This window comes from Peribacillus loiseleuriae, assembly GCF_001183985.1.
GTDB classification, from domain to species: Bacteria; Bacillota; Bacilli; order Bacillales; family DSM-1321; genus Peribacillus; species Peribacillus loiseleuriae.
On the sequence record NZ_LFZW01000001.1, the window covers coordinates 3,123,853 to 3,146,867 of the forward strand.

Sequence of the window (23,015 nt, forward strand, 5' to 3'; positions counted from 1 at the left end):
GGTTAGCTTTTAATGGCTGAAAAATATCATACAAGAGAGGAACGCCGTAATCAGGCAAACTCTAATAAACAAAGAAAAGCTAAGAAGAAGAAGCCTAAAGGGTTATTTAAGAAGATTTTTCTCGTGCTCGTAACGCTCGGGATTATTGGATTGGTCGCTGGTGGAGCAACACTAGCTTATTTCATTAGCGATGCACCTACAATTGACGAATCTCTTTTAAAGGACCCTCTTTCCTCAAAAATTCTTGATAAAGATGGTAAATTACTTACCGAGGAAGGCGTTGAAAAGCGCGAATATGTAGCCTATGCTGATATTCCTGAAGTTGTTAAAAATGCCGTTTTGGCTACTGAAGATGTTCGGTTCTTTAAACACGGTGGAGTCGACCTTCTCCGTCTAGGAAGTGCTGTAATCGGAAATGTAACGAATGGCTTCGGTTCACAAGGTGCCAGTACACTGACTCAACAGGTAGTCAAGCGGACATTTTTAACTACTGATAAAACACTTAAACGAAAAGTTCAAGAAGCATGGCTAGCCATTAAACTTGAACAAAGATACACGAAAGAAGAAATTTTTGAAATGTATGTAAACAAGATATGGTATGCCAACTATGCGTTCGGTATCGCAACTGCTGCTGATACGTATTACGGAAAAGAACTTAAAGATCTGAAGCTCGAAGAAGTAGCCATGCTTGTCGGGTTACCGCAAAGTCCGAGTAGGTACAACCCGTATAAATATCCTGAGCGTGCACAAGAAAGACGCAATGTTGTGCTTCACTTAATGAATCGTCACGGATTTATCACAGAAGAGGAAATGAAAAAAGCACAAAGTATTCCCGTAACCCAAACGTTAAAATCAGAGGATACTAGTAAAATTGATACAAAACCATACGATGCTTTTATTGACCAAGTGATTGAAGAAGTCCAAAAGATGGGAGATTACAATCCATATACAGATGGACTAGAGATTTATACAACCATTGATAAAGATGCACAAAAATATGTTTATGACATGCTAAATACCGAGGATATCATTCAATATCCAAGTAAATCATTGCAAGCCGGAATTTCCTTGATTGATACGAAAACCGGTGAAATAAGGGCCATCGGTGGTGGTAGAAATATACAAGGTAAACGCGTGTTTAACTACGCAACTGAGGCGAAGCGTTCACCGGGATCTACGATTAAGCCGATCATGGATTACGCTCCCGCAATCGACAAATTAAATTGGTCTACTTATCATCAACTAACCGATGAAGCATACCAATATTCAAATGGCACACCGATTAAAAATGCAGGTGGTCGTTATCGCGGTGATGTGAGTATGCGTGAGGCTCTAGAGCGCTCTCTAAATATCCCGGCCCTTAAAGCCCTTCAAGCAGTGGGCGTTGATGAAGGGTATGCCTTTGCACAAGAGTTAGGTATACCGATCCCTAAAGACAATTTTGAGTCTGGCGCAATTGGTGGAACACAATCTGTATCTTCCATGCAAATTGCTGGTGCTTATAGTGCTTTTGGAAATGGCGGAATCTATAATGAGCCACATACCGTCACAAAAATTGTTTTACGTGATAAGACAACAATCGAAAACAAATTTACATCAAAAGCTGCCATGAAAGAATCAACAGCCTTTATGATTTCCGATATGTTAAAAGGAGTCATAGATGAAAGCTATGGAACTGGACGTTTAGCGAAAGTTTCAGGTCTGCCAATGGCAGGTAAAACCGGGTCCTCCAATTTCCCTGCTGATATCAAGAGGAAATATAACATCCCTGCTGAAGGTATTCCAGACAGTTGGATGACAGCTTATACGACCAATTATACGGTCGCTGCATGGATTGGCTATGACGACCCAAAAGAATACCTTGGAAAAGACTCTCAAAGAATTCCAAAATATATGGTTAAAAACCTGATGGAACATGTTCATAAAGGCGTTAAAATCGAAGACTTTAAACAGCCGAAAAACGTTGTAAAACTTGGCATCCTTAAAGGATCGAACCCCGCTGTAAAAGCAAGTGATTTCACGCCTAAAGATCAGATTGCTTATGAATATTTCTTAAAAGGAAATGAACCAACAAAAGTAACTAAACAATATGATAAGATATCTGCACCTGTTGGAGTAAACGCAAACTATGATGCAGCAAGTAATTCCATTAATCTTCATTGGAACTATCCTCAATCTGATAGTAGTAAAACACCAGAATTTGAGGTTAAAGTATCGATTGATGGGGGCGCCTCTCAAGTACTCGCACGTTCGAGTACGATGGGATTAACAATCCAACAGCCTAACCCTGGCTCAACTTATTCATTCACTGTCACAGCTATCATTAACGGCCAGAAAAGTAATCCAGCATCAGCCAGTGTCCAAATCACTGCGCTTCACGAAGAACCGATTGTGCCTGATCCTGACTTAAATAACCCTGATGGGACAGGTGACACTGGACAGAATGATCAAGGGCAAGATAATTCGAATGATAACAATAGCAATGACGGCAATAACAATGGAAACAATAATAATCCTGGCAATGGAAACAATAGTGGTAATAATAATCCTGGCAACGGGAACAATAATGGTAATAATAATCCTGGCAACGGAAACAACAATGGTAATGGTTCTGAAAATAGCTCTGGCGGCAATAGCGGAACTACTGAACCACCACAACCTCCTATTGATGCCGAAAACACGGTACCACCTGCTGAAGGAGACAATCCTTAACGTCTCCAATAAAAGTAAGAGGATGTCCCCCAATGGGACATCCTCTTCTTTATTGCTGATTTCGTTTTTGCATTACTAAGGTTTTATAAAATTGTTTTTCAGCTTCAAGAAATAATGCTGTTAACTGGATAAAAGATGCATAATGAGCGGGATACATTTCAACAAATGAAAGTCTTTCAGCAACATTTAGCGGCTTTATCGATAGCCTGTTAATTTGTTCATGCCAATTATACAGGACGACTGGTTGTTCATTCATCCAAAACACTACTTGAAAAAAAAGAGCCGTTCCTTTTTTCATAAATGTCTCAGCTTCATTCTGCCTTCGCTCAGCAAATATGTTTCTGCCTGTGCCAGCTAATTCCTTCCATTTTTCAAAAAGGACAGGTATTGTTATAAAGCCTTGCCGCCACGGTTGAAATCCTTGTCCCCCACTCCAATACAGCATATCATAAACAAATAGTGTTGGATTAAAACTCGGATTCCATTTTTCAGTAATAAAATTTTCGATTTCAATCCTATCACTGAAAAAGAACTTTTCATGTACAAGTTCTTGTGGTAATTTTACAATCATTTCATAGCTTCCCTTTTCATTCGTTTCTTCCCTTCGCGACATACATCAAGTAGTGGACATACAGGGCATTGTGGATTTTGAGCTTTGCAATGATATCTACCGAAAAAAATCAAGCGATGATGGGTAACGGACCATTCTTCTTTTGGAATTTTGTTCATTAAAGTTTTTTCTACCTCAAGAACACTGTCTTTCCAGCGGCATATTCCAAGGCGTTTACTCACTCGCTCAACATGAGTATCAACCGCAATGGCCGGAACACCATATGCAACTGATACAACAACATTTGCCGTTTTCCTACCAACACCTGGTAAATTCGTTAATTCATCTCGGTCTCTAGGAACTTCTCTTCCATATTCTTCAATCAGCATTTTTGAAAGCTTTTGGATATTCTTAGCTTTATTTCGGTACAATCCAATCGAACGAATATCCTGTTCAAGCTCCTCAATCGGGACACTTAAGTAATCCTCAGGAGTTTTGTATTTTTGAAATAACATTTTTGTGACTTTGTTTACTAGAACATCTGTGCATTGGGCGGAGAGCGCAACCGCGATGACGAGTTCAAATGGATTAGAATGATTCAACTCACAATGTGCATCTGGAAACATCTCACCCATCGTATCTAAACAATAGCGTATCTGGGTTTTATTCAGCATAATAGACTCCTTTTACCTAGAACTATTGCTCCAACCAGTTATAAAAAGGCACATCTTTAATTGGAGTTTGTGTAGCCTGCTTCTTCTCTTGCTTTTGATGCATTCTGAATTGCTGACCACGATTCTTTGCCTGATCAATCGTCTTAATGCCATTCTTCTTCCATTCAAATAAAATACGATCAACATAGCGAAAATTTAATTTACCAGAGATAACAGCTTCACGCAATGCCGCTTTTATGATTGAAGGTGAATGGTCATCATCCATCCATAAGGCAAGCGTTTCGCACTCATATGGCGATAGCGGCCTTCCGAATTCCTGCTCAAATACTGTATAAAGGCTTTCTCCTTCATTTAATGCCTGCTCCGCTTTCTCTTGTTTCTGAGACTGCAAGAAGCAATCAATCAATCTCTCATATAAAGGATCAAGTGAATACCTTTCATCACCAATTGCTTGCCCTTTATCTTCCTCTAACTTAATATATCCTCGTTGAATTAAACGCTGTATTAGAAACAAACACTCTGTTTCCTGAAGAGTCATTCGTTCTGCTAGCTGCGACGGCGCGGGAAAATCATTTCCAGTTTCAATAAAATGTTGGAGTTGAAGTAGTAGCATAACTTCCTGCTCATTTAGGCCAATCTTTTTATAATGGGTAAATAAAAATGAAGGAATCGTCATCGATCCTTCTTTAAACCATGCATATAAGTTGTTTTTCATCCTTTTTGACACCTCATTATAAGTATAACATGAAACAAGGTTCGACAATAACTATAAGACACATTGGAAAAAAACCACCAAATGAACATTTTTTATTTGATTGTCTAGTTCCTTTTACACGAACGAAACATCATTTTAACAACTATTTTTTATATGTTCTTATACAGTGAAACTTCAATCGGTAGGGGTTTTACTGCCCGTTAATGCGGGTTAAAAAAAGTCTGCCCCCATAACTACGGAATACAGTATAGAAGTGTATATAACACTTTGCTACCGTTGTAGAATACGAGGTCAGACCCTTTTTCTTTTTGAAGTTGTTCAAAAAGTCCGGTAAAAAAGCTTGCGAATTGCTTCAAAGCTCATGAATGACCTTCTGCTAAAATCGCGCATATCCTGTGCGCAACACAGAAGTCAGCACATCCCGCGCAAGTCCGGTCCTCACGTATTCCTGTATACGCGAAAGGTTTGAGACACTCGCTCGCAGAACTTCTCGGCTCTTTTTATCCTCCTTTTTGAACACGCTCTTTTTATGATATTCTCATTTAATTATGGATATAGTCTATTTAATAAACGTGGGAATGGTATCGTCTCACGAACATGCTCCACTCCGCTAATCCAAGCTACAGTACGCTCAAGTCCAAGTCCGAAACCTGAATGAGGAACAGACCCATATTTCCGTAAATCAAGATACCAGTTATAAGCATCCTTGCTTAATTTATGTTCTTCAATTCGCTGTTCAAGCAAATCAAAATCATGAATACGTTCTGACCCACCAATAATTTCACCATAGCCTTCTGGCGCAATTAAATCAGCACATAATACCACTTCATCACGCTCTGGATCCGGCTGCATGTAGAATGGTTTTAATGAAGTTGGATAATGCGTGATAAAGACAGGCAACGCATAACTTTCCGCAATCGCCGTTTCATGTGGGGCCCCAAAGTCGTCTCCCCATTGAATATCTTCAAATCCATTTTCATGTAGGAATTTAAGTGCATCATCATACGTAATCCGTGGGAATGGTGCTTTAATTTGTTCAAGCTTCTCTACATCACGGCCTAGCGTAGTCAATTCTAATTTGCAGTTTTGCAAGACAGATTGAACGATATAGGACACATACTCTTCTTGTACTTTTAAACTGTCTTCATGTTGGTAAAATGCCATTTCTGGTTCAATCATCCAGAACTCAATGAGATGGCGACGCGTTTTTGACTTCTCTGCACGGAATGTTGGACCAAAGGAAAATACTTTTCCAAGTGCCATTGCCGTAGCTTCCATATATAACTGTCCGCTTTGTGATAAAAATGCATCTTCATCAAAGTATTTTGTCGCAAATAATTCTGAAGTTCCTTCTGGTGCACTTCCTGTCAAAATCGGCGGATCCACCTTCACAAAGCCTTCATTATTGAAAAATTCATACGTAGCACGAATGATTTCATTACGGATTTTCATAACTGCATGTTGTCTTTTCGAACGTAACCATAAATGGCGGTTATCCATCAAAAATTCTGTTCCGTGTGATTTAGGTGTAATTGGATAGTCTACTGATTCATGGATGACTTCAACACTCTTCACTTGCAGCTCATAGCCAAATGGAGAACGCTCATCTGTTTGCACAATACCTGTAACATATAAGGATGACTCTTGTGTAATCGATTTCGCACGAGCAAAAATCTCTTCCCCAACATCTTCTTTCACAACTACACCTTGAATATACCCTGAACCATCGCGCAATTGTAAAAATGCAATCTTTCCACTTGAACGTTTATTAGCTAACCAACCGCCAATTGTCACTTCTTGATCAACATATTTACTTACCTGTGATATCGTAATTTTCACGATACATTTCCCTCCAAATCATAAGAAAAGCGCAAGCACCTTGAGCACCCTCGTTAAGCATAAGACGAACAAGTAATATCGAAAGTAATTTTCTCTCTATATGACTTGATTGGCTAAACCTTAGAGGGGTTAGGTTGCTTACGCTAGACACTAAAACTCATTAATAAACCTTATACTTATATAACATTTTCATTATACATGTACTTCATTGTAGTGGCAAACCCAATACGCATTACCTTGTTCTGTTACTATGCTCCAAAGTGGAAATTTGAGATTTAGACCATCTTCGATTCTACGAACGAATGAATGCGTTCAACAGCTTTTTCCAACTGATCAAGTGATGTTGCATAGGATAAACGAATATAATCATCTGCTCCGAATCCAGAACCAGGAATAACAGCAACTAACGCTTCCTCAAGCAGAGCTCCAGCAAATGCATCTACATTATCATACCCTGTAAGTTCAGCTGCTTTCTTTGCATTTGGGAAGAGGTAGAATGCCCCTTGAGGTTTCAGGCAAGTGATTCCAGGAATGGCAGTTAGTTTATTGTAAATGATATTCAAACGGTCCTCGAATGCAACTCGCATCTCTTCTACTTTATCCTGCGGCCCGGATAAAGCCGCAATCGCTCCATATTGAGCTGTCGTTGTTGGATTTGAAGTACTATGGCTTGCTAAATTAGTCATTGCTTTAACGATCTCAGTATTCCCAGCTGCATAGCCAATTCTCCAGCCTGTCATTGAATAGGATTTGGAAACTCCATTAACGACAATCGTTTGTTCTTTCAATTCTGGAGAAATAGACGCAATGGAAATGTGCTCAGCACCATCGTATATAAGTTTTTCATAAATTTCATCAGAAACGATTAATATATCGTTGTCTAAGCAAACTTGCCCAAGTTCACGTAATTCTTCTTCAGAATATAACATGCCTGTAGGGTTACTAGGTGAATTGATTAGAAACGCTTTCGTTTTATCTGTAATCGCCTCTTTAAGCTGCTCTTTTGTAATTTTAAACGACTGATCCTCTGTTCCATTTACATATACTGGTGTTCCACCAGCTAATTTAACTTGTTCTGGGTAGCTGACCCAATACGGAATTGGGATAATCACTTCATCCCCCTCGTCCAGAATCGCCTGAAATAATGTGTAAAGCACATGCTTTGCTCCAGAACCAATGATTATTTCGTTTAGTTTATATTCAAGACTATTATCTTTTATAAGCTTGTTGATGATTTCTTCTTTCAACTTTGGCAAGCCAGCTGAAGGCGTATATTTTGTATGGCCTTCATTCATTGATTTAAAAGCTGCATCGATAATATGCTGTGGAGTATTAAAGTCTGGTTCGCCTGCTCCAAGTCCAATAACATCTTGACCTTGAGCCTTAAGCTCTTTGGCCTTAGCTGTAATAGCTAATGTAGAAGATGGTGTTAATGCCTGTACGCGATTTGCTAACTTTTTCATAGAAAAAACCTCCATTTTCTGTCTAAATACCTCGATAATAATCAATCATTTCGCCTGTTTTAAAATCATAATACTCATAATTATAATGTTTTGTAGCATCTTGAGAAGTTACTTCCCAAAGTGGAACATTGTTTTCCATCCCAAGTTTTATTGAAATAATCTTCTGAGATTTTGATTGTTCCTTGGCAATCTTAGTAATGTCTTTCTTTGTTTTACCATTTTTATATTGAGCTGTTACAATATCTAAATCTTTGTTCTCAGGTATCCAAACAACTAGTTTCTCGCCAGCTGCAGTTTTTCCGACAACAACAGAATAAGATTCGAGTCCATGGTAAAGATAAAATTCATCAAATGTAACTATGTTACTCTCCTGCTGAGCCTTTGCATAAGCGATGTCAGATGCATCTTGCCTCGGCCCCATCGCTTTGATGTATGCCCCTGACACAAAACCGATTAAACAAAGGACGAAAACAGAAGAAATAATCAGCCATTTTTTCAAATACAGTCACTCTTTCTATGTACGATAAATCGTGAATATCGCTTTTTCCTGATTCTCTGAATCCAGCGCAAGCCCAAACATTAGATTTCTTTCCTTTAAATTACGGTTTAGAGAATCGACTATTTTATATAAGTCAGGGGAATGCTGCAATTTTACGGTTGAAATCACTTCTATTTTGCTTTCCATTTCCAAACACCCCCTTAACAGCAAATTTCCTCATAAATCCTTGGAATAACAAGGCTTTAAATGTATGACTTCTTTTCACATTATACCAGTTTGTTTCGCATTTCCATATCAATTTTTTTGCTATTCTTAGAATTTATTCGTTTGTATGAAGCAACAGCGGACTGAGCTTCGTAAACTTAAATAGTATGAACAAATAAATTGAAAGGTAAACTAGATTTGTTTGAAATTCTATAAGATTATGGCTGCGCTCCGCCACCTTAAGTGAGTCTGTTTTTCTCTTTTAAATAAGTCTTCCTTTTCACTAAATCATGGCATTTTTAGCTCAATGTTCTATCTTAAACACTCCATCTATAGCAAGTAGTTTAAATCCATTCCTCAATCTCTTTAACTAGTTCATTTTTTGAAACTTGCAGCCAATTAACTGAAGGAATGGATTGTCTAAAGGCCTCTCCATATACCGTTGTCATGACTCTTCGATCAAGAACGACGAGTACACCTCTATCCGTGCTTGTACGAATTAATCGGCCAAAACCTTGTCGGAATCTCAATATTGCCTCAGGAAGTGAATAGATAGAAAATGGATTCTTGCCTTGATTTCTAATGACGTTGCATCTCGCTTCCGTAATTGGATCATCAGGAGGTGAAAATGGCAATCTAACAATAACAAGACAGGATAGATCCTCCCCAGGTACGTCAACCCCTTCCCAAAAGCTTGTCGTGCCTAGCAGAATAGCTTTGTCAAAGCTTTGAAAGTTTTTCAGAAGCCGGGTTTTACTGCCACTCGTTATCCCTTGTCCAAACAGCGTATACTCTTGCAGCATTTGAGATTCTTTTAGTAAATAATAGGTAGCTCTCAGCATCTCATGGGAGGTAAATAAAATCATCATCCTCCCTTTTGCAGCTTCTGCAGCGAGAATAATATTTTCAGCCGCGTGAAGGACGAATTCTTCTTGTGAGACACTTTGAATATCTGGAATATCCTTTGGTACAAGTATTCGAACTTGTTCACGATAGTTAAATGGCGAAGAATAGCTGAATGTTTTTACTGGTACATCCTGCATCCCGAGCTGATTCATAAAGAACTGAAACGAACTTTTAACAGAAAGTGTTGCTGATGTCATAACAATACTTTTTTGCCTCGAAAAGAATGTATTCCATAACAACTTGCTTCCTGTAATCGGCTGAGAAGCTAAAGAGATTCCTTGCTGTGGATTTGCTTTTGTATAGTCCATCCAATAGATAAAATCAGCATTTTGTGTGACAAAAAAGTCTGCAAGAGTCTTCTTAAGCTCGTTGATTTGATAACGAATCAGTTCAAAATCATTCAAATAAAACTGAGCATTTTTGCTTAATCTCTCAACGCTACTTAGTAAAGAAATTCTTTCGTCTAATCCTGACAGAATCATCTGGAGCTGATCGACCAATCTTTCTGCAAGCATTGTAGTCATTTTCCATTGTTCATCGATTAAACGAATGGATATCTGCTTTGGCCCACTAGACCTTCCTTGTTTATTTGCAAGTGCCCCTAAGTGAAAAAATAATTGGTCAAATTCATAGAAAAAATCAAGTAAGGTGCGGTCAATATTCGCTGACTTTGTAACAGGGGTAAGCGAATATTGAAGCAGCATTTTTTCCAATCGAAATAGCAATTGTTTTTGATCAGAATGGCCTAATCGATTTAAGAGGGTTTTTGCCGAAACATAATCAAGTCTTCGCCCAAGATGCTTGCTTGCAGCACGTTCAAGATGATGTGCTTCATCAAGAATTAGGAAACCGTCTCTCGGAATCAAATGATCAGGAGATACTAAATCAGCCATTAGAAACGCGTGGTTTGTAATAATGATATCTGCTTTTAGCGCTACAGATTTGGCTCTTTCATAAAAATCGACAGCTTGCCAAGGCTTTTGTAACCCCATTTTAGTAAATGAATTGCTTTGTAGCCTTTCCCAAAATAACTCTCCTCCACTCGTTAAATTTAATTCATCCTTGTCTCCCGTTTCTGTTTCAGTTAACCAAACTAGTATTTGCATTTTTGTAAGCGCGGTTTCATAGTTGTCTTCTTTTTCTCTAATGGCTCTCTCAAATTTTGCAAGACTAAGATAATTACTGCGTCCTTTCAATAAAACGACAGTGAGTGGGAAGTGAAGAATTTTCTTTAATTTTGGCACCTCAGACTGAAGCAACTGTTCTTGAAGCTGAAGTGTATAAGTTGAGATGACCACGGGCTTTCCTTGTTTCACGGAAAAATAGGCTGCTGGTAGTAAATAAGCTAAACTCTTACCAATGCCTGTACCAGCTTCGATAATAGAATGATGCTCGTTTTCAAACGAATCATATATCCCATCCATCATCTCAAGTTGCCCTTCTCTGCTTTCAAAATGGGGCAATGATTCACGAATTAGTTTTAGTTTCGCTTGTCTATCGCTCGGATAATCCATTTTCCACGTATTCTGGGCATGATCTCTGCTCATTTTCTTAAAAGCTAAGCCCTGAAATGCTTCAATCGTTGCATCGTAATCATTTGGCTGAGAAAGATTTTCTGCTATACATTCTTGAATGAGCTCCGAAATTTCACTTTTCAACGAGTATGAAAGTCGGTATAAATGTTTCATAGTTAGAAGCGGCAGTTGGTAAAGCTTCTTTTTCAGTTCAAGAAATAGCTGAGCCGTGACATATGCATCACTATCAGCTCGATGCGGCCTAAAGTGATCAAGCTTCTCGGCTTTGGCAAGCTGATTTAATTTATATCCATCAGAGGTTGGTTTCATAATCTTAGCAAGTTCGACAGTATCAATTGTAGAGCCGTAGAAAGCTTCCATTCCACAGCGTTCTAACTCTTCTTTTAAAAAATTCAAATCAAATAATACATTATGCGCTACAAAGACAGCATCCTTTAACAAAGCCGAGATACGATCGGCCACCACTTCAAAAATAGGTGCATCTTTCACCATATCATTGTCAATACCTGTCAGCTCTTCTATAAACATTGAGATTTCCTGTTCAGGATGTATAAAAGTAGAATATTCAGCGATGATTTGATCTTCTTCTATCACAACTGCGGCGAATTGAATGATGCGCTCCCCTTTTTTCGGAGAATTTCCTGTTGTTTCTAAATCGACTACTACATAGCGTTGTGCCATTGTTTAATACACCTCTAAATCCCGTTCATCGCAGTAATGTTCGTTTGTTGTTCTTCCTTGTTTATACCACATTTAATCCAATAAGGAAAATGAACCTCATTCCAAATTAACAAAAGAAAAAGCTACTCATTCAGAGAAATTATCGTTCCTTATGAGGAACTTCCTTTTCAATGATGAGCAGCATTATAGGATTAAGTGAAACTTCCATCAGTAGGGGTATTACAGCCTCTGTTAACCCAGGCTAAATTTTCTTTAGCCATTCATCCTGATCATTTAATAAATCGTTGCCTCTGGTTCATAAGAAATCATTTCAATAATTTCGTTATTTTCATTCATAAGTGCCACTTTAGGCTTATGAATGCGAACAGATTCTTCAGCAATCATCACATACGAAATAATAATGACAATATCCCCTGGCTGTACAAGTCTTGCTGCAGCTCCGTTTAAGCAAACAACTCCGGATCCTCTTTCACCAGCAATGGTATAAGTTTCGAGTCTTGCACCATTATTATTATTAACAATGGCCACTTTCTCATTGGGGAGGATTCCGACTGCATCAAGAATGTCTTCATCTATTGTTATACTACCAACATAGTTTAAATTAGCTTCTGTTACAGTTGCCCTGTGTATCTTTCCATTCATCATTGTGCGAAACATACAAGTTCCTCCTTGTTAGTTCGTATCATTATGAACCAAAAATGTTACATTATCAATTAACCTAGCTGTTGTAAACTGGACAGCCAAAGCAATAATGACGTTTCCTGACACTTTTTCGAGTGGCTTTAGTTCAGGATAGGAATATACTTCAATATAGTCGATCTTGCCATTTGTATAGTTCATAATATGATTTGAAATGAGTGAAACTAATTTTTCTGGATTGTCTTCACCATGTAGAGCTGCTTCTCGTGCAAGATTCAAACCTTTATACAATTCATGAGCACAGGCACGCTCTTCTTCAAGTAAATAAACATTTCTCGAGCTTTTTGCCAAACCGTCTTCTTCACGAACCGTTTCGACTGGCATGATTTCAATATCGAAATTAAAATCCGTAATTAACCCATCCACAACAGCTACTTGCTGAGCATCCTTCATACCAAAATACACCTTATCCGGGTTAATTATGTTGAAAAACTTCGTTAGGACAGTTGCTACTCCATCAAAATGACCTGGTCTTTTTCTCCCACAAAGCACGTCCGTTCGATGTTGAACGGTTACTTTCACAGACACTTCATCAGGATACATTTCTTCAATGGATGGATAAAATAAATAGTCTATTAAAGCCGATTGTGCGACTTTTTCATCATGTTCAATATCCCGTGGATAGCTGTCAAAATCCTCATTTGGTCCAAATTGAAGCGGGTTTACAAAAATCGTTAAGACAACGATGTCATTTTCTTTACGTGCTTTTTTCAATAAACTTGCGTGCCCTTCATGCAAAAACCCCATTGTTGGGACATATCCTATTGATTTTCCGTTCTTTTTTTCTTCTAGTATTTGTTGTTGTATCTCTTTTGCTATTGTAAGGATTCTCATGCTTTACCGCCGTATAATGCAGCTACTTCTTCTTCTTTCATTGTGAAGCTATGCTCTAAGGTCGGGAATTGCTCTGCTTTTACTTCGCTCACGTATTGTGACAAAGCTCCGCTGATTAATTCATTAGCATTTGCGTATGTTTTTACAAATTTAGACACGCGATCGACCCCATAAGTAACTACATCGTGATAGACAAGTACTTGGCCATCTACATCTTTCCCAGCGCCAATACCAATTGTTGGAATGTTAAGGTTTTGGGTAATCACTTCTGCTACTTGATATGGCACACATTCAAGTACTACAGCTATTGCACCTGCAGCTTCACATTGCTTTGCTTCATCCAATAGCTGCTCGGCATCATTTGCGCTTTTCCCTTGAACCTTATATCCTCCAAGTACACCTACTGATTGCGGTGTTAATCCTAAGTGAGCAATAACTGGGACTCCAGCCTTTGTTAAGGCAGCAATCTTTTCAGCTACTTGACCTGCTCCTTCAAGTTTTAAAGCATCAGCACGACCTTCTTGTATCATGCGTGCAGCGCTTTTAAGTGTTTCGTCCATTGAAAGATGATAGCTCATGAAAGGCATGTCGGTAACAACGAAGGTATTGGGTGCTCCGCGTTTTACTGCTTTTGTATGATGAATCATATCATCAACTGTTACTCGAAGTGTCGATTCATAACCTAGAACAACCATACCGAGGGAGTCCCCTACAAGAATCATGTCAACATCAGCAAGTTCTGCAAGCTTCGCGCTTGGATAATCATACGCAGTAAGCATGACAATTTTCTCATTATTTTTTTTCATTTTCAGGAAATGTCCGGAAAGCTTCATTCTTATATCCTCCTTTTTTAGAGGAGATGAAAAATCTTTCTTGATAGGCATATAACAAAAAAGAGACGAGCTTTAAAGGAAAAAGGACGCATTATCCCAGCCAAATTTTCAAATGGCCGTTTTCCCTATTTAAAAGTTTGTCTCTTTAAATTTATCAGAAGATTCATCCCTCCGTCCCCGTCCAATACTGGATCAAGGCAGAAATTTTTAATTTGTTGATTTTAAAAGGCCGTGCAGGTGCAGTTCGAATGATACTGCCCATAAGCATTATATCAACTTTATCCGATATATTCTATATTAACCACTCCTACAGCTAAAGCAGTGGGATTCTTTTTCGCAAACATTTCACTTACATACTCCCAAAGGAAGTCGTAGAGGAAAAACAGCCCATCGAAAGGGCAAGGCCTGTGCCTACTACACCGTCCGTCCGGCGATACTTTTCTCTTTTTTTGGTTGATCTTTTGGATGTTTGGCTTTTTGTCTTTCTTCCATGGACAAAAAACGCTTATACCAAATCGGTTGCTTATATAAAACCGAAAGAAGTGGTTTCATTTCCATGGGATATTTCTTGCGCACAATATTTTGCGCTCCATTCACATCACGATGGATTTCTGTTTGGTGAACAGAACATATGAAGTGTCTTCCGTTTGCTTGGTGTCGCCCCCACAAAACAGACAATCTTAGGCGGTATAGCTTTCTTCTGTTTCTTCCATGCGGATGAGCTTTGTATTTTAGCTTTTGTTTGATTTCCCCCTGATTCCATAGCGGTAATTGTTGTTGTCTTTTTTGATTGTTTTTCCGTTTCTTCTTCCTATTTTTCTTTGTATATTTTTCCATACCGGATACGTTTCCGATGACAAAGGTCGTTACTTTTTCTTCTTCTAAAAAAGAAACGACTTCTTTTGTTGTCTTATGTCTCAACTCTTCAAGCTGATTTTTTGTCTTTTGTCGAATTCGTACTCTTGCCTGTCTATATTTTTCCCATTGACGAGAGCCCTTTTTACAACGCGACATTTTCTTACTCAAATCGGCTAATACCTTGGCACGGAAGTGAGACATACTACGCATCGCTCGACCCGAAATTAATAATGCTTGATCCTCGGTCGCTACAGTTGCGGAGTGAATTTCACCCAACTCTCCACCCGCCGCTTTAAAAGCATACGATGAAATGTATTTTTCTGGTACAGATATGGAATAACAAAACCAGTAGACCCCGTTTCTCCAAACGATCTCTGCGTAGTTACAATTTTTCCAATCTTCTTTTGAAAGATTAGGAATGGTGGCAAATTTGTTTTTCTTAAGAACTTTTTCATTCCAATTTTTCTTTTTCGTTAAAAGGGTAGAAAGTCTTAATTCGTATTCTACTTTTTTAATTTTGATTGCTTCGTTTGAAATCTCCATGGACGCTTGTTTTATCGGAATACAATACTAGGATTTTTTCGCCACGGATATTTTGCTTTTTTGTCCGTTACTCGTAGCTGACGAATGGTTTCACGATTGACAACATATTTATCTGCAATAGCTTGAACAGTTTGAGAATGAAGATGATGCGTTTGTTTCCGAATCGCTTGGATTTCCATTTTACTTAACCACTTTTCAGGGGAAAAATAATACGAAATTGCTTCTCTGACAATATCGTTCCAAACCGAAGCTGCTTCTCGCTGCATGAACCTTAACTCCAAATACAATTTTTTATCATAAGGGATTTTAAATGAATGAGTCACAAACACGGTGTTTTCCTCCTCTTTTATTATTCAAATAACTCCATAATTCAATTATTACGAACATAAGTTCTGTTCACGGATGATACGTTCACTTAAAGCACAAAAAAATCGAAACATAAACACGTCTAAAGACATGCCTGTTTCGACCTCACTACCATCCCACCTCTGAAGAAGTGGGCTTTAAGTCTGTAATATTATTACACCTATTTACGCGGAATCGTAATATCTGCTGAATAAATAGGGTGAACTTTCCCCGTTTTATCTTCTAAAAGTAAAACACCACTATCCGTAATACCTAGCGCTTTACCGATAATCGTTTCATTAACAGTAGTTGCTTTTAGTTCTTTCCCAAGTGAGACTGCGTAGCTTTCCCACAGAAGTTTCACCGGACTAAATCCATGTTGCAAGTATGTATGATACAGTTTTTCCATATTACGAAGGATTTGTTGGATTAGAGCTGCTCGCGATATACTTACTCCCGATTCAATGAACAAAGAGGTAGCAATATCCTGTAGTTCCTTAGGAAAATCACTGAGCTTCTGATTCACATTTACTCCGATGCCAATTATTACGGAATGAATACGATCAGATTCGGCCTGAAGCTCTGTTAATATTCCCGTCACTTTTTTCCCTTTAATCAATAAATCATTCGGCCATTTGATCTCTGGCGTAAGTTCAGTAACATCCTCAATCGCTTGAGCTACAGCAACTGCCGCAAGCAAGGTCAATTGCGGAGCTTCATGGAAAGGGATATTAGGCCTTAGAATCAAGCTCATCCAAATGCCTGTAAATTTTGGAGAGTGCCAATTGCGGGATAACCGTCCTTTACCTAAGGTTTGTTCTTCTGCAATCACAATTGTTCCTTCGGCTGCATCCTCATTAGCAAGACGATTGGCGATTTTTTGGGTAGAATCGACACTCTCTTCATAGTGAATGTTTTGGCCAAACGCAGTTGTTTGCAGGCCAATTTGAATTTCGTTGCTCGTTACATTTCCAGGTGCTGAAATAATTCGGTAGCCTTTATTCCGAATCGCTTCAAGTACATAGCCTTCATTTCTTAGTTCCTCGATATGCTTCCACACAGCTGTCCTGGAACAACCGACATAATCCGCTATTTCTTGGCCAGAAACAAAGCTACCAAATGCATTTGAGAAAGCATCAATGATTTTTTTCCTCACATCAGATTGCACGTGTTAAGCCACTCCTTTATTGCTGCTTTATCATTAGCCACTTGCCCTGTTAGTACCGCTTGCACGGCACCATCCATCGCTTCCTTCACCCATGGTCCAGGTTTCCGGTCAGATGCAAAAGCGAGCAAATCATGTCCTGTTAAAGCAAGCTCAGACATCGATTTAATCATTAGGTTCGTATACACTTCTTTCACGGTATTTATCGCATTTTCTACATTTGTATGTTCCAAAACAGCCCTTACCGAGGCCGCCGATACAGCCGCCTTTTCACCCTCTCTAAAAAGAAGAAACTTATCTTGTAAAAAATTCGGCTCCTGCTTTACCAATCTGACTACAGATTGAATAAAACGAATATTTTTCATTGGCATCTTCCAGTTTCTTAAAAAAGACTCAATGTCATCTATATCTAATAGAACAAGTAGGAATCCCCACATTTCCTCTTCCTCTTTAAGCTGCTCGATACCGTAGGCCCTAACTTTCGCTAATTGACTTTTATAAGCTTTAAAGCCTGGCAGATAGTAATACAAGGAAGAATTCACGACCAACTCCAAGCTTTTCTTTCGATCCACTCCCAATAACAGCTTTTCAAATTCAACGAGAATCCGTTCCACTGAAATATGTTCCATTAAATGAACATGTTTCTTTAATGACGCATATGTATCAGGATTTAATTCAAAACGAAGCTGACTTACAAATCGGAGTGCTCTCATCATCCTAAGTCCGTCTTCGGTAAACCGTTCATTCGGATTCCCGACCGTTACAATTTCCTTTTTTTGAATCGCTTCTTTGCCGTAAAAAGGGTCAATTACGTTTCCTTTACGGTCCATCGCTATCGCATTCATCGTAAAATCTCGACGTTGTAAGTCCTCTTTTAATGATCGAACAAAGTTCACCTCATCAGGTCGACGAAAATCAGAATACCCGCTCTCTGTTCTAAAGGTAGTCACTTCATATTTTCCAGTTTTATGCAAGACAAGAATTGTGCCATGCGCAATTCCCACATCCACAGTTTGTTGGAAAATAGCTTTTACTTCATGTGGAGTGGCAGAAGTTGCTATATCCACATCATTAATCAATCTTCCTGTTAGGGAATCACGGACAGATCCTCCAACAAAGTAGGCTTCATATCCAGCTTCTTCTAAAGCAGCGATAACTGGCAGCGCCTCTGTAAATAATTGATTCAAAGTTGATTGTCACCCCTACCGATTTAACAGTTTTTTGTATATCCCTTCATATTGTTTAGTGATCGTATTGGAATGGAATTTCGTTTCGACTGCCATGATTCCAGCTGTACTAAATTGATTGTGAAGCTGGTCATCTTTTAAAAGTAAAACCGCCTTCTCCGCAATCGCTTCAATATCACCAACCTTACATATAAATCCAGTTTCTCCATCTATGATTACTTCAGGAATGCCTCCTACATTCGTTCCAATGGCAGGAACACCACAAGCCATCCCTTCAAGAAGAACAAGTCCAAAGCTCTCTTTTTCTGAAAGTAATAAGTTAAGATCACTAATTGAATACAACTCATTTAAGTTATCTTGCTTTCCAAGTAAAAGAACATCTCGTTCTAGTCCCAAACTTTTAATTAATTTCGTTATTTCCGACATTTCAGGACCATCCCCTACGAGCATAAGCTTAGAAGGAATCTGTTTTCTAATTTGAGCAAATGCTTGGATCACATCTTTTACCCGTTTTACTGCCCTGAAATTCGACACATGTATGATTACTTTTTCGTAATCTTTTATTTCATATTCATGACGTAGATTAGAAGAATCTGTTTTATGATACACTCGTTCATCAATAAAGTTGTAAACCGTGCTTATTTCTTTATCTGGAGCTAATAATTCCTTCGTTTGTTGTGATAATGAGTCTGATACGGCCGTTACTACATCTGATTTTTCGATTCCGAATTTAATAAGCTCAGCTAAGGATGAATCATTCCCTAGGACGGTTATGTCTGTTCCATGCAAAGTTGTAACAATCTTTACATCATGACACGCCATTTGTTTAGCAAGTATCGCACAGACGGCATGAGGTATTGCATAATGGACATGTAAAACATCTAACTTTTCTCGGGTGATGACTTCTGCCATCTTACTTGCCAAAGCTAAATCATAAGGTGGATATTGAAAAACGGAATAAGAGTTCACTTCAACCTGATGATAATAAATATTGTGATACATTCTATTTAACCGGAAGGGGAGACTTGATGAAATGAAATGAATTTCATGCCCTTTCTCAGCAAGCAGTTTACCAAGTTCAGTCGCTACGACTCCAGATCCCCCGACCGTTGGGTAACATGTAATACCAATTTTCAACTTCATGTTATCCTCCTATTAAGTCTGATGAAAGTAATAATGGTTTTTTCGAGAGAAATCCCTCCGCATACGTAACGCCCACTTCTTTTCCAAATAGACGCTCCCTTGCCTCCACCGTTTCGATGTAGCCATTAACTAGTGGTGTATCAAAAGCCGTATCTGTCTGTTGGAATTGGCTTTTATATGAACGTAAACTATCAAGCTTCTTATCCATCGTATCTGTTACATCAACAACAAAATCAGGCTTATGAAAGCCATTAATCATATAGAAATAAAGATTAGCGATCTTATGTGCAGACAGACCTGATTCTTCCATGTATTTTCGGATACCTGCTGAGAATGCAGCTTCCTCTACTAGTTGGGCACAATTACCGTGGTCAGGATGACGATCTTCTCGATAAGGCGCAAATACCAAACGTGGTCGGTATTTACGAATAATACCAGTAATTTCTCGTATGTATTCTTCTTTCATCGATAAACCCCGATCTGGTAGATCAAGCGAAATTCGCTTAACACCGAGGATTCGTGCAGCGTTCTGCGCTTCTTGCTGACGTAATTCTACAGTCCCATTTGAAGACAATTCCGCCTTTGTTAAATCGCAAATGACGATCTTTTTCCCAAGCTTTGCGAATTTAGCAAGCGTGGCTCCCATACCAATTTCAACATCATCAGCATGAGCACCAAAAGCTAGTATATCAATTTTATTTTCCATTTTATTCACCTTGCGTTTCGTCTATTTTTCTCCAGTCTAAATAGCCATGCTTTAGTCCTCTTATAAGTACTTCTGCAGTCCCCATATTCGTTGCGAGCGGTACATTATATACATCACAAAGTCTAATTAAGGCATTCACATCCGGCTCGTGTGGCTGAGAAGTTAAGGGATCACGAAAGAATAGGATCATATCCATTTCATTACGTGATACAAGTGCGCCGATTTCTTGATCGCCTCCAAGCGGTCCCGAGTTAAAGCAATGAACCGGAAGGGATACCTCCTGGTTAATTCTTCTTCCGGTTGTACCAGTTGCAAACAGTTCATGTTTCCCCAAAATATCTCTATACGCTGTTGCAAATCGAATCATATCTTCTTTCTTGTTATCATGGGCAATTAATGCAATTTTCATAGGTATTCTCCCCTTCTTTTATTCAATAATATTCTCTAATCCATAAACAAGCACATCTAGTTTCATAACAGAATCCACTGCAAGCTTCACACCGGACATGAAGGATACTCTATCGAATGAATCATGACGTATGGTTAGCATTTGACCTTTTTCACCGAACATCACTTGTTGATGAGCAATCAACCCGGGTAAGCGGACACTATGTATACGCATGCCATCAATATTCGCACCACGAGCCCCTTGCATCGTTTCCTTTTCTTCAGGGTGACCTTGTACTTTTGGTTCACGAACTGCTTTGATCATCTCTGCTGTTTTTACGCCTGTACCTGAAGGGGCATCCAGCTTGCGATCGTGATGCATTTCAATAATTTCCACATCTGAGAAATATTTAGCAGCCATTTGGGAAAATTTCATCATCAACACTGCACCTACCGCAAAGTTCGGAGCAATAATACACCCTAAGCCTTTTTCAGTCGTTAGGTCTTCCAATTTCGCTAAATCTTCTGAGCTGAAACCAGTTGTCCCAACTACTGGACGAATTCCATGGTTCAAAGCAGAAACCGTATGCAGCATCCCAACTTCAGGTGTAGTTAAATCAATTAATACATCCGCTTTGACTGAGGAAAAACAATTCTCAATATCTGAGTATATCGGTGCATCTATCCCCTGAAAACCATCAAGATTCCCTAAATTATCACCATCATGTTTACGGTCAATGACCGCAACTAATTCAAAGCTCTCCGTTTCTTGAACGAGCTTGACTGCTTCATTCCCCATTCTTCCGCGAGGTCCTGCCACAATGATTCGAATTGTTCCCATAGCCTTTATTCTCCTTTTTTCTCTTCATCAATTTTTGTCCATCTGTCTTTGTCACGTGTTTTAAATTTATGCATGACAATATCGTGAGCTTTTTCTAAATCAATGTTCAATGAATTCGCAAAGCAAATGATGACAAATAGGAGATCTCCCAACTCTTCTTCAACTGTATTTTCCTTTTCAGTCGTTTTCTTGGGCTTTTCACCATAAAAATGATTTACTTCTCGTGAAAGCTCGCCAAGTTCCTCTGTCATTCTCGCAAGCATGGCTAAAGGACTAAAATAGCCTTCCTTAAATTGACTTATGTATTGATTTACTTCGTCTTGAAGATCTTGCATTGTTTTTTTCTGTTCCATACCCTCACCTATTTCTAACTAATCTAGATTAATCTGTGTTATAAGAGGTTGTTCATAAAGTCCGGTAAAAATAGCTGTCGAAATTCTTCGTCGTTATGTCCTAAACCTTACCTTTAGGTACGCCCCCACAAGGAAAAAAGTTTTCTTTGTGCGGTGAATTCCCCCGGATTTTTGAACTACCATTAGAATGATTCTCTTCCCCATGTTAGCCAAAAGTCGTTTATATGACAAGATTTTCGTTTATTTTCCATTGTTTGTAACTAGTAATAGAATTCGATATAATAAAGAACATTCTCGATTATCTTGGTTTCATAGGCTTTAAGGCGTAACCTAAGTCGGATTCACTTTATTATAATTGATATTGGAGGTCAAACGCTTGATATACGGTTTGAGATTTAAAAATATTTTGTTCATATTATTTGGCGCAGCTATTTTTGGTTTTGGTCTTGTACACTTTAATATGCAAAATCACTTAGCTGAAGGCGGTTTCACTGGACTTACTTTGATTATATATCAATTAGCTGGAATTAACCCAGCTTATACGAACCTAATTCTAAATGTGCCATTATTTTTCATTGGCTGGAAGTTTCTCGGACGAACCACGTTTCTGTATACAATTATCGGGACAGTTGGCGTATCCATTTGGCTTTGGGTTTTTGAACGTAATGAAATTAAATTAACTCTCGGAAATGATTTAATGCTTGTTGCTTTATTTGCAGGTGTTTTTATCGGTGTAGGTCTTGGTATTATCTTTCGTTATGGAGGAACAACAGGTGGGGTTGATATTATCGCAAGGCTTGCCAACCGATATTGGGGGTATAATATGGGCAGAACGATGTTTTTATTTGATGCCGTTGTTATCTTTATTTCCATTATTACCTATCTAGAATATCGGGAAGCGATGTACACGCTCGTTGCGGTCTTTATAGCTGCTCGTGTCATTGACTTCATGCAGGAAGGCGCATATGCCGCTCGAGGTGCAATGATCATTAGTCGCAATAACGAAGCAATTGCTGAAAAAATTATGAAGGAAATGGAACGGGGAATTACCGTTCTAAAGGGGTATGGTTCATTTACAAAGGAAGATCGAGAAGTGCTATACTGCGTCGTTGGAAAAACGGAAATTGTCCGTTTAAAGAACATTATCACTTCTGTAGATCCACATGCTTTTGTATCTGTCAGTGAAGTTCACGATGTACTTGGAGAAGGATTTACATTAGACGAGAATAAAAATCCAATCGAGCGATAAATATCCCCATCGATTTATACTAATTTATGCAAGGTTTTCTATTTCAAAGTGAACAGTACTCATTCTATAGTGGAGAAGCTGTATAGCGTACATC

Annotated in this window: 22 protein-coding genes; 2 read left to right on the forward strand and 20 right to left on the reverse strand. The window is 38.7% G+C overall.

The features are described 5' to 3' along the window. Window positions 1-12 precede the first annotated feature (12 nt). Complete coding sequence (locus tag AC625_RS14555) at window positions 13-2,712, forward strand: penicillin-binding protein 1A (protein ID WP_049681926.1); 2,700 nt, start codon at window positions 13-15, stop codon at window positions 2,710-2,712. Window positions 2,713-2,761: 49 nt separating this feature from the next. Here AC625_RS14555 and AC625_RS14560 read toward each other — a convergent pair whose 3' ends face one another. From AC625_RS14560 to AC625_RS14645, 20 genes are all read right to left on the reverse strand, one after another. Next, a complete protein-coding gene (locus tag AC625_RS14560) occupies window positions 2,762-3,283 on the reverse strand; it encodes a YpoC family protein (RefSeq protein ID WP_049681927.1) in 522 nt (173 codons plus the stop codon). Beyond that, window positions 3,280-3,936, reverse strand: a complete 657-nt coding sequence (nth, locus tag AC625_RS14565) for an endonuclease III (RefSeq protein ID WP_049681928.1) — start codon at window positions 3,934-3,936, stop codon at window positions 3,280-3,282. Before nth ends, AC625_RS14560 begins: the two co-directional genes overlap by 4 nt. 22 nt (window positions 3,937-3,958) lie before the next feature. Continuing rightward, complete coding sequence (locus AC625_RS14570; protein ID WP_049681929.1) at window positions 3,959-4,651, reverse strand: DnaD domain-containing protein; 693 nt, start codon at window positions 4,649-4,651, stop codon at window positions 3,959-3,961. A 546-nt stretch (window positions 4,652-5,197) separates the two neighbouring features. After that, window positions 5,198-6,490 carry an asparagine--tRNA ligase gene (gene asnS / locus AC625_RS14575; protein ID WP_049681930.1) on the reverse strand — a complete coding sequence of 431 codons (1,293 nt, stop codon included), beginning with the start codon at window positions 6,488-6,490 and terminating at the stop codon, window positions 5,198-5,200. 275 nt (window positions 6,491-6,765) lie between these two features. Beyond that, on the reverse strand, window positions 6,766-7,953 hold the full coding sequence (locus AC625_RS14580) for a pyridoxal phosphate-dependent aminotransferase (protein ID WP_245645014.1): 1,188 nt from the start codon (window positions 7,951-7,953) through the stop codon (window positions 6,766-6,768). Between the two features lie 22 nt (window positions 7,954-7,975). Next, the gene (locus tag AC625_RS14585; protein WP_049681931.1) at window positions 7,976-8,452 is read right to left on the reverse strand and encodes a cell wall elongation regulator TseB-like domain-containing protein; all 477 of its coding nucleotides are present in this window, start codon (window positions 8,450-8,452) and stop codon (window positions 7,976-7,978) included. 15 nt (window positions 8,453-8,467) lie between these two features. Next, window positions 8,468-8,638 carry a YpmA family protein gene (locus tag AC625_RS25955; protein WP_082191123.1) on the reverse strand — a complete coding sequence of 57 codons (171 nt, stop codon included), beginning with the start codon at window positions 8,636-8,638 and terminating at the stop codon, window positions 8,468-8,470. Window positions 8,639-9,000: 362 nt separating this feature from the next. After that, a complete protein-coding gene (gene dinG, locus AC625_RS14590) occupies window positions 9,001-11,778 on the reverse strand; it encodes an ATP-dependent DNA helicase DinG (RefSeq protein WP_049681932.1) in 2,778 nt (925 codons plus the stop codon). A 273-nt stretch (window positions 11,779-12,051) separates the two neighbouring features. Beyond that, window positions 12,052-12,435 (reverse strand): aspartate 1-decarboxylase, encoded by a 384-nt coding sequence (panD, locus tag AC625_RS14595; RefSeq protein WP_049681933.1) that lies wholly within the window; start codon window positions 12,433-12,435, stop codon window positions 12,052-12,054. 15 nt (window positions 12,436-12,450) lie between these two features. Continuing rightward, a complete protein-coding gene (gene panC / locus AC625_RS14600; protein WP_049681934.1) occupies window positions 12,451-13,311 on the reverse strand; it encodes a pantoate--beta-alanine ligase in 861 nt (286 codons plus the stop codon). Continuing rightward, complete coding sequence (panB, locus tag AC625_RS14605; protein WP_049681935.1) at window positions 13,308-14,144, reverse strand: 3-methyl-2-oxobutanoate hydroxymethyltransferase; 837 nt, start codon at window positions 14,142-14,144, stop codon at window positions 13,308-13,310. The genes panC and panB overlap by 4 nt, the downstream gene beginning before the upstream one ends. A gap of 414 nt (window positions 14,145-14,558) precedes the next feature. Continuing rightward, the gene (locus AC625_RS14610; RefSeq protein ID WP_245645015.1) at window positions 14,559-15,545 is read right to left on the reverse strand and encodes a transposase; all 987 of its coding nucleotides are present in this window, start codon (window positions 15,543-15,545) and stop codon (window positions 14,559-14,561) included. Window positions 15,546-15,556: 11 nt separating this feature from the next. Continuing rightward, window positions 15,557-15,874, reverse strand: a complete 318-nt coding sequence (locus AC625_RS27860) for a hypothetical protein (RefSeq protein ID WP_245645016.1) — start codon at window positions 15,872-15,874, stop codon at window positions 15,557-15,559. A gap of 197 nt (window positions 15,875-16,071) precedes the next feature. After that, the gene (locus AC625_RS14615) at window positions 16,072-17,058 is read right to left on the reverse strand and encodes a biotin--[acetyl-CoA-carboxylase] ligase (protein WP_049681936.1); all 987 of its coding nucleotides are present in this window, start codon (window positions 17,056-17,058) and stop codon (window positions 16,072-16,074) included. Beyond that, window positions 17,043-18,242: a CCA tRNA nucleotidyltransferase gene (locus AC625_RS14620; RefSeq protein ID WP_049681937.1), complete on the reverse strand. Its 1,200-nt coding sequence runs from the start codon at window positions 18,240-18,242 to the stop codon at window positions 17,043-17,045. The genes AC625_RS14615 and AC625_RS14620 overlap by 16 nt, the downstream gene beginning before the upstream one ends. 15 nt (window positions 18,243-18,257) lie before the next feature. Then, window positions 18,258-19,385, reverse strand: a complete 1,128-nt coding sequence (bshA, locus tag AC625_RS14625) for an N-acetyl-alpha-D-glucosaminyl L-malate synthase BshA (protein ID WP_049681938.1) — start codon at window positions 19,383-19,385, stop codon at window positions 18,258-18,260. Between the two features lies 1 nt (window position 19,386). After that, complete coding sequence (bshB1, locus tag AC625_RS14630; protein WP_049681939.1) at window positions 19,387-20,091, reverse strand: bacillithiol biosynthesis deacetylase BshB1; 705 nt, start codon at window positions 20,089-20,091, stop codon at window positions 19,387-19,389. Window position 20,092: 1 nt separating this feature from the next. Next, the gene (locus tag AC625_RS14635) at window positions 20,093-20,500 is read right to left on the reverse strand and encodes a methylglyoxal synthase (protein ID WP_049681940.1); all 408 of its coding nucleotides are present in this window, start codon (window positions 20,498-20,500) and stop codon (window positions 20,093-20,095) included. A gap of 18 nt (window positions 20,501-20,518) precedes the next feature. Further along, window positions 20,519-21,319 (reverse strand): 4-hydroxy-tetrahydrodipicolinate reductase, encoded by an 801-nt coding sequence (gene dapB / locus AC625_RS14640; protein ID WP_049681941.1) that lies wholly within the window; start codon window positions 21,317-21,319, stop codon window positions 20,519-20,521. A gap of 5 nt (window positions 21,320-21,324) precedes the next feature. Next, a complete protein-coding gene (locus tag AC625_RS14645; RefSeq protein ID WP_049681942.1) occupies window positions 21,325-21,672 on the reverse strand; it encodes a nucleotide pyrophosphohydrolase in 348 nt (115 codons plus the stop codon). A 376-nt stretch (window positions 21,673-22,048) separates the two neighbouring features. Here AC625_RS14645 and AC625_RS14650 point away from each other — a divergent pair, with 376 nt between their 5' ends. Continuing rightward, window positions 22,049-22,921, forward strand: coding sequence for a YitT family protein (locus AC625_RS14650; RefSeq protein WP_049681943.1), 873 nt, complete (start codon window positions 22,049-22,051; stop codon window positions 22,919-22,921). The last annotated feature ends 94 nt before the right edge of the window (window positions 22,922-23,015 follow it).

What these genes read in the sequence shown, in the direction of transcription:
- AC625_RS14555 (WP_049681926.1), top strand. Translation starts at nt 13, where the DNA reads ATGGCTGAAAAATATCATACAAGAGAGGAACGCCGTAATCAGGCAAAC.
- AC625_RS14560 (WP_049681927.1), bottom strand. Translation starts at nt 3,283, where the DNA reads ATGATTGTAAAATTACCACAAGAACTTGTACATGAAAAGTTCTTTTTC.
- nth (WP_049681928.1), bottom strand. Translation starts at nt 3,936, where the DNA reads ATGCTGAATAAAACCCAGATACGCTATTGTTTAGATACGATGGGTGAG.
- AC625_RS14570 (WP_049681929.1), bottom strand. Translation starts at nt 4,651, where the DNA reads ATGAAAAACAACTTATATGCATGGTTTAAAGAAGGATCGATGACGATT.
- AC625_RS14580 (WP_245645014.1), bottom strand. Translation starts at nt 7,953, where the DNA reads ATGAAAAAGTTAGCAAATCGCGTACAGGCATTAACACCATCTTCTACA.
- AC625_RS25955 (WP_082191123.1), bottom strand. Translation starts at nt 8,638, where the DNA reads ATGGAAAGCAAAATAGAAGTGATTTCAACCGTAAAATTGCAGCATTCC.
- dinG (WP_049681932.1), bottom strand. Translation starts at nt 11,778, where the DNA reads ATGGCACAACGCTATGTAGTAGTCGATTTAGAAACAACAGGAAATTCT.
- panD (WP_049681933.1), bottom strand. Translation starts at nt 12,435, where the DNA reads ATGTTTCGCACAATGATGAATGGAAAGATACACAGGGCAACTGTAACA.
- panC (WP_049681934.1), bottom strand. Translation starts at nt 13,311, where the DNA reads ATGAGAATCCTTACAATAGCAAAAGAGATACAACAACAAATACTAGAA.
- panB (WP_049681935.1), bottom strand. Translation starts at nt 14,144, where the DNA reads ATGAAGCTTTCCGGACATTTCCTGAAAATGAAAAAAAATAATGAGAAA.
- AC625_RS14610 (WP_245645015.1), bottom strand. Translation starts at nt 15,545, where the DNA reads ATGGAGATTTCAAACGAAGCAATCAAAATTAAAAAAGTAGAATACGAA.
- bshA (WP_049681938.1), bottom strand. Translation starts at nt 19,385, where the DNA reads ATGAAGTTGAAAATTGGTATTACATGTTACCCAACGGTCGGGGGATCT.
- bshB1 (WP_049681939.1), bottom strand. Translation starts at nt 20,091, where the DNA reads ATGGAAAATAAAATTGATATACTAGCTTTTGGTGCTCATGCTGATGAT.
- AC625_RS14635 (WP_049681940.1), bottom strand. Translation starts at nt 20,500, where the DNA reads ATGAAAATTGCATTAATTGCCCATGATAACAAGAAAGAAGATATGATT.
- dapB (WP_049681941.1), bottom strand. Translation starts at nt 21,319, where the DNA reads ATGGGAACAATTCGAATCATTGTGGCAGGACCTCGCGGAAGAATGGGG.
- AC625_RS14645 (WP_049681942.1), bottom strand. Translation starts at nt 21,672, where the DNA reads ATGGAACAGAAAAAAACAATGCAAGATCTTCAAGACGAAGTAAATCAA.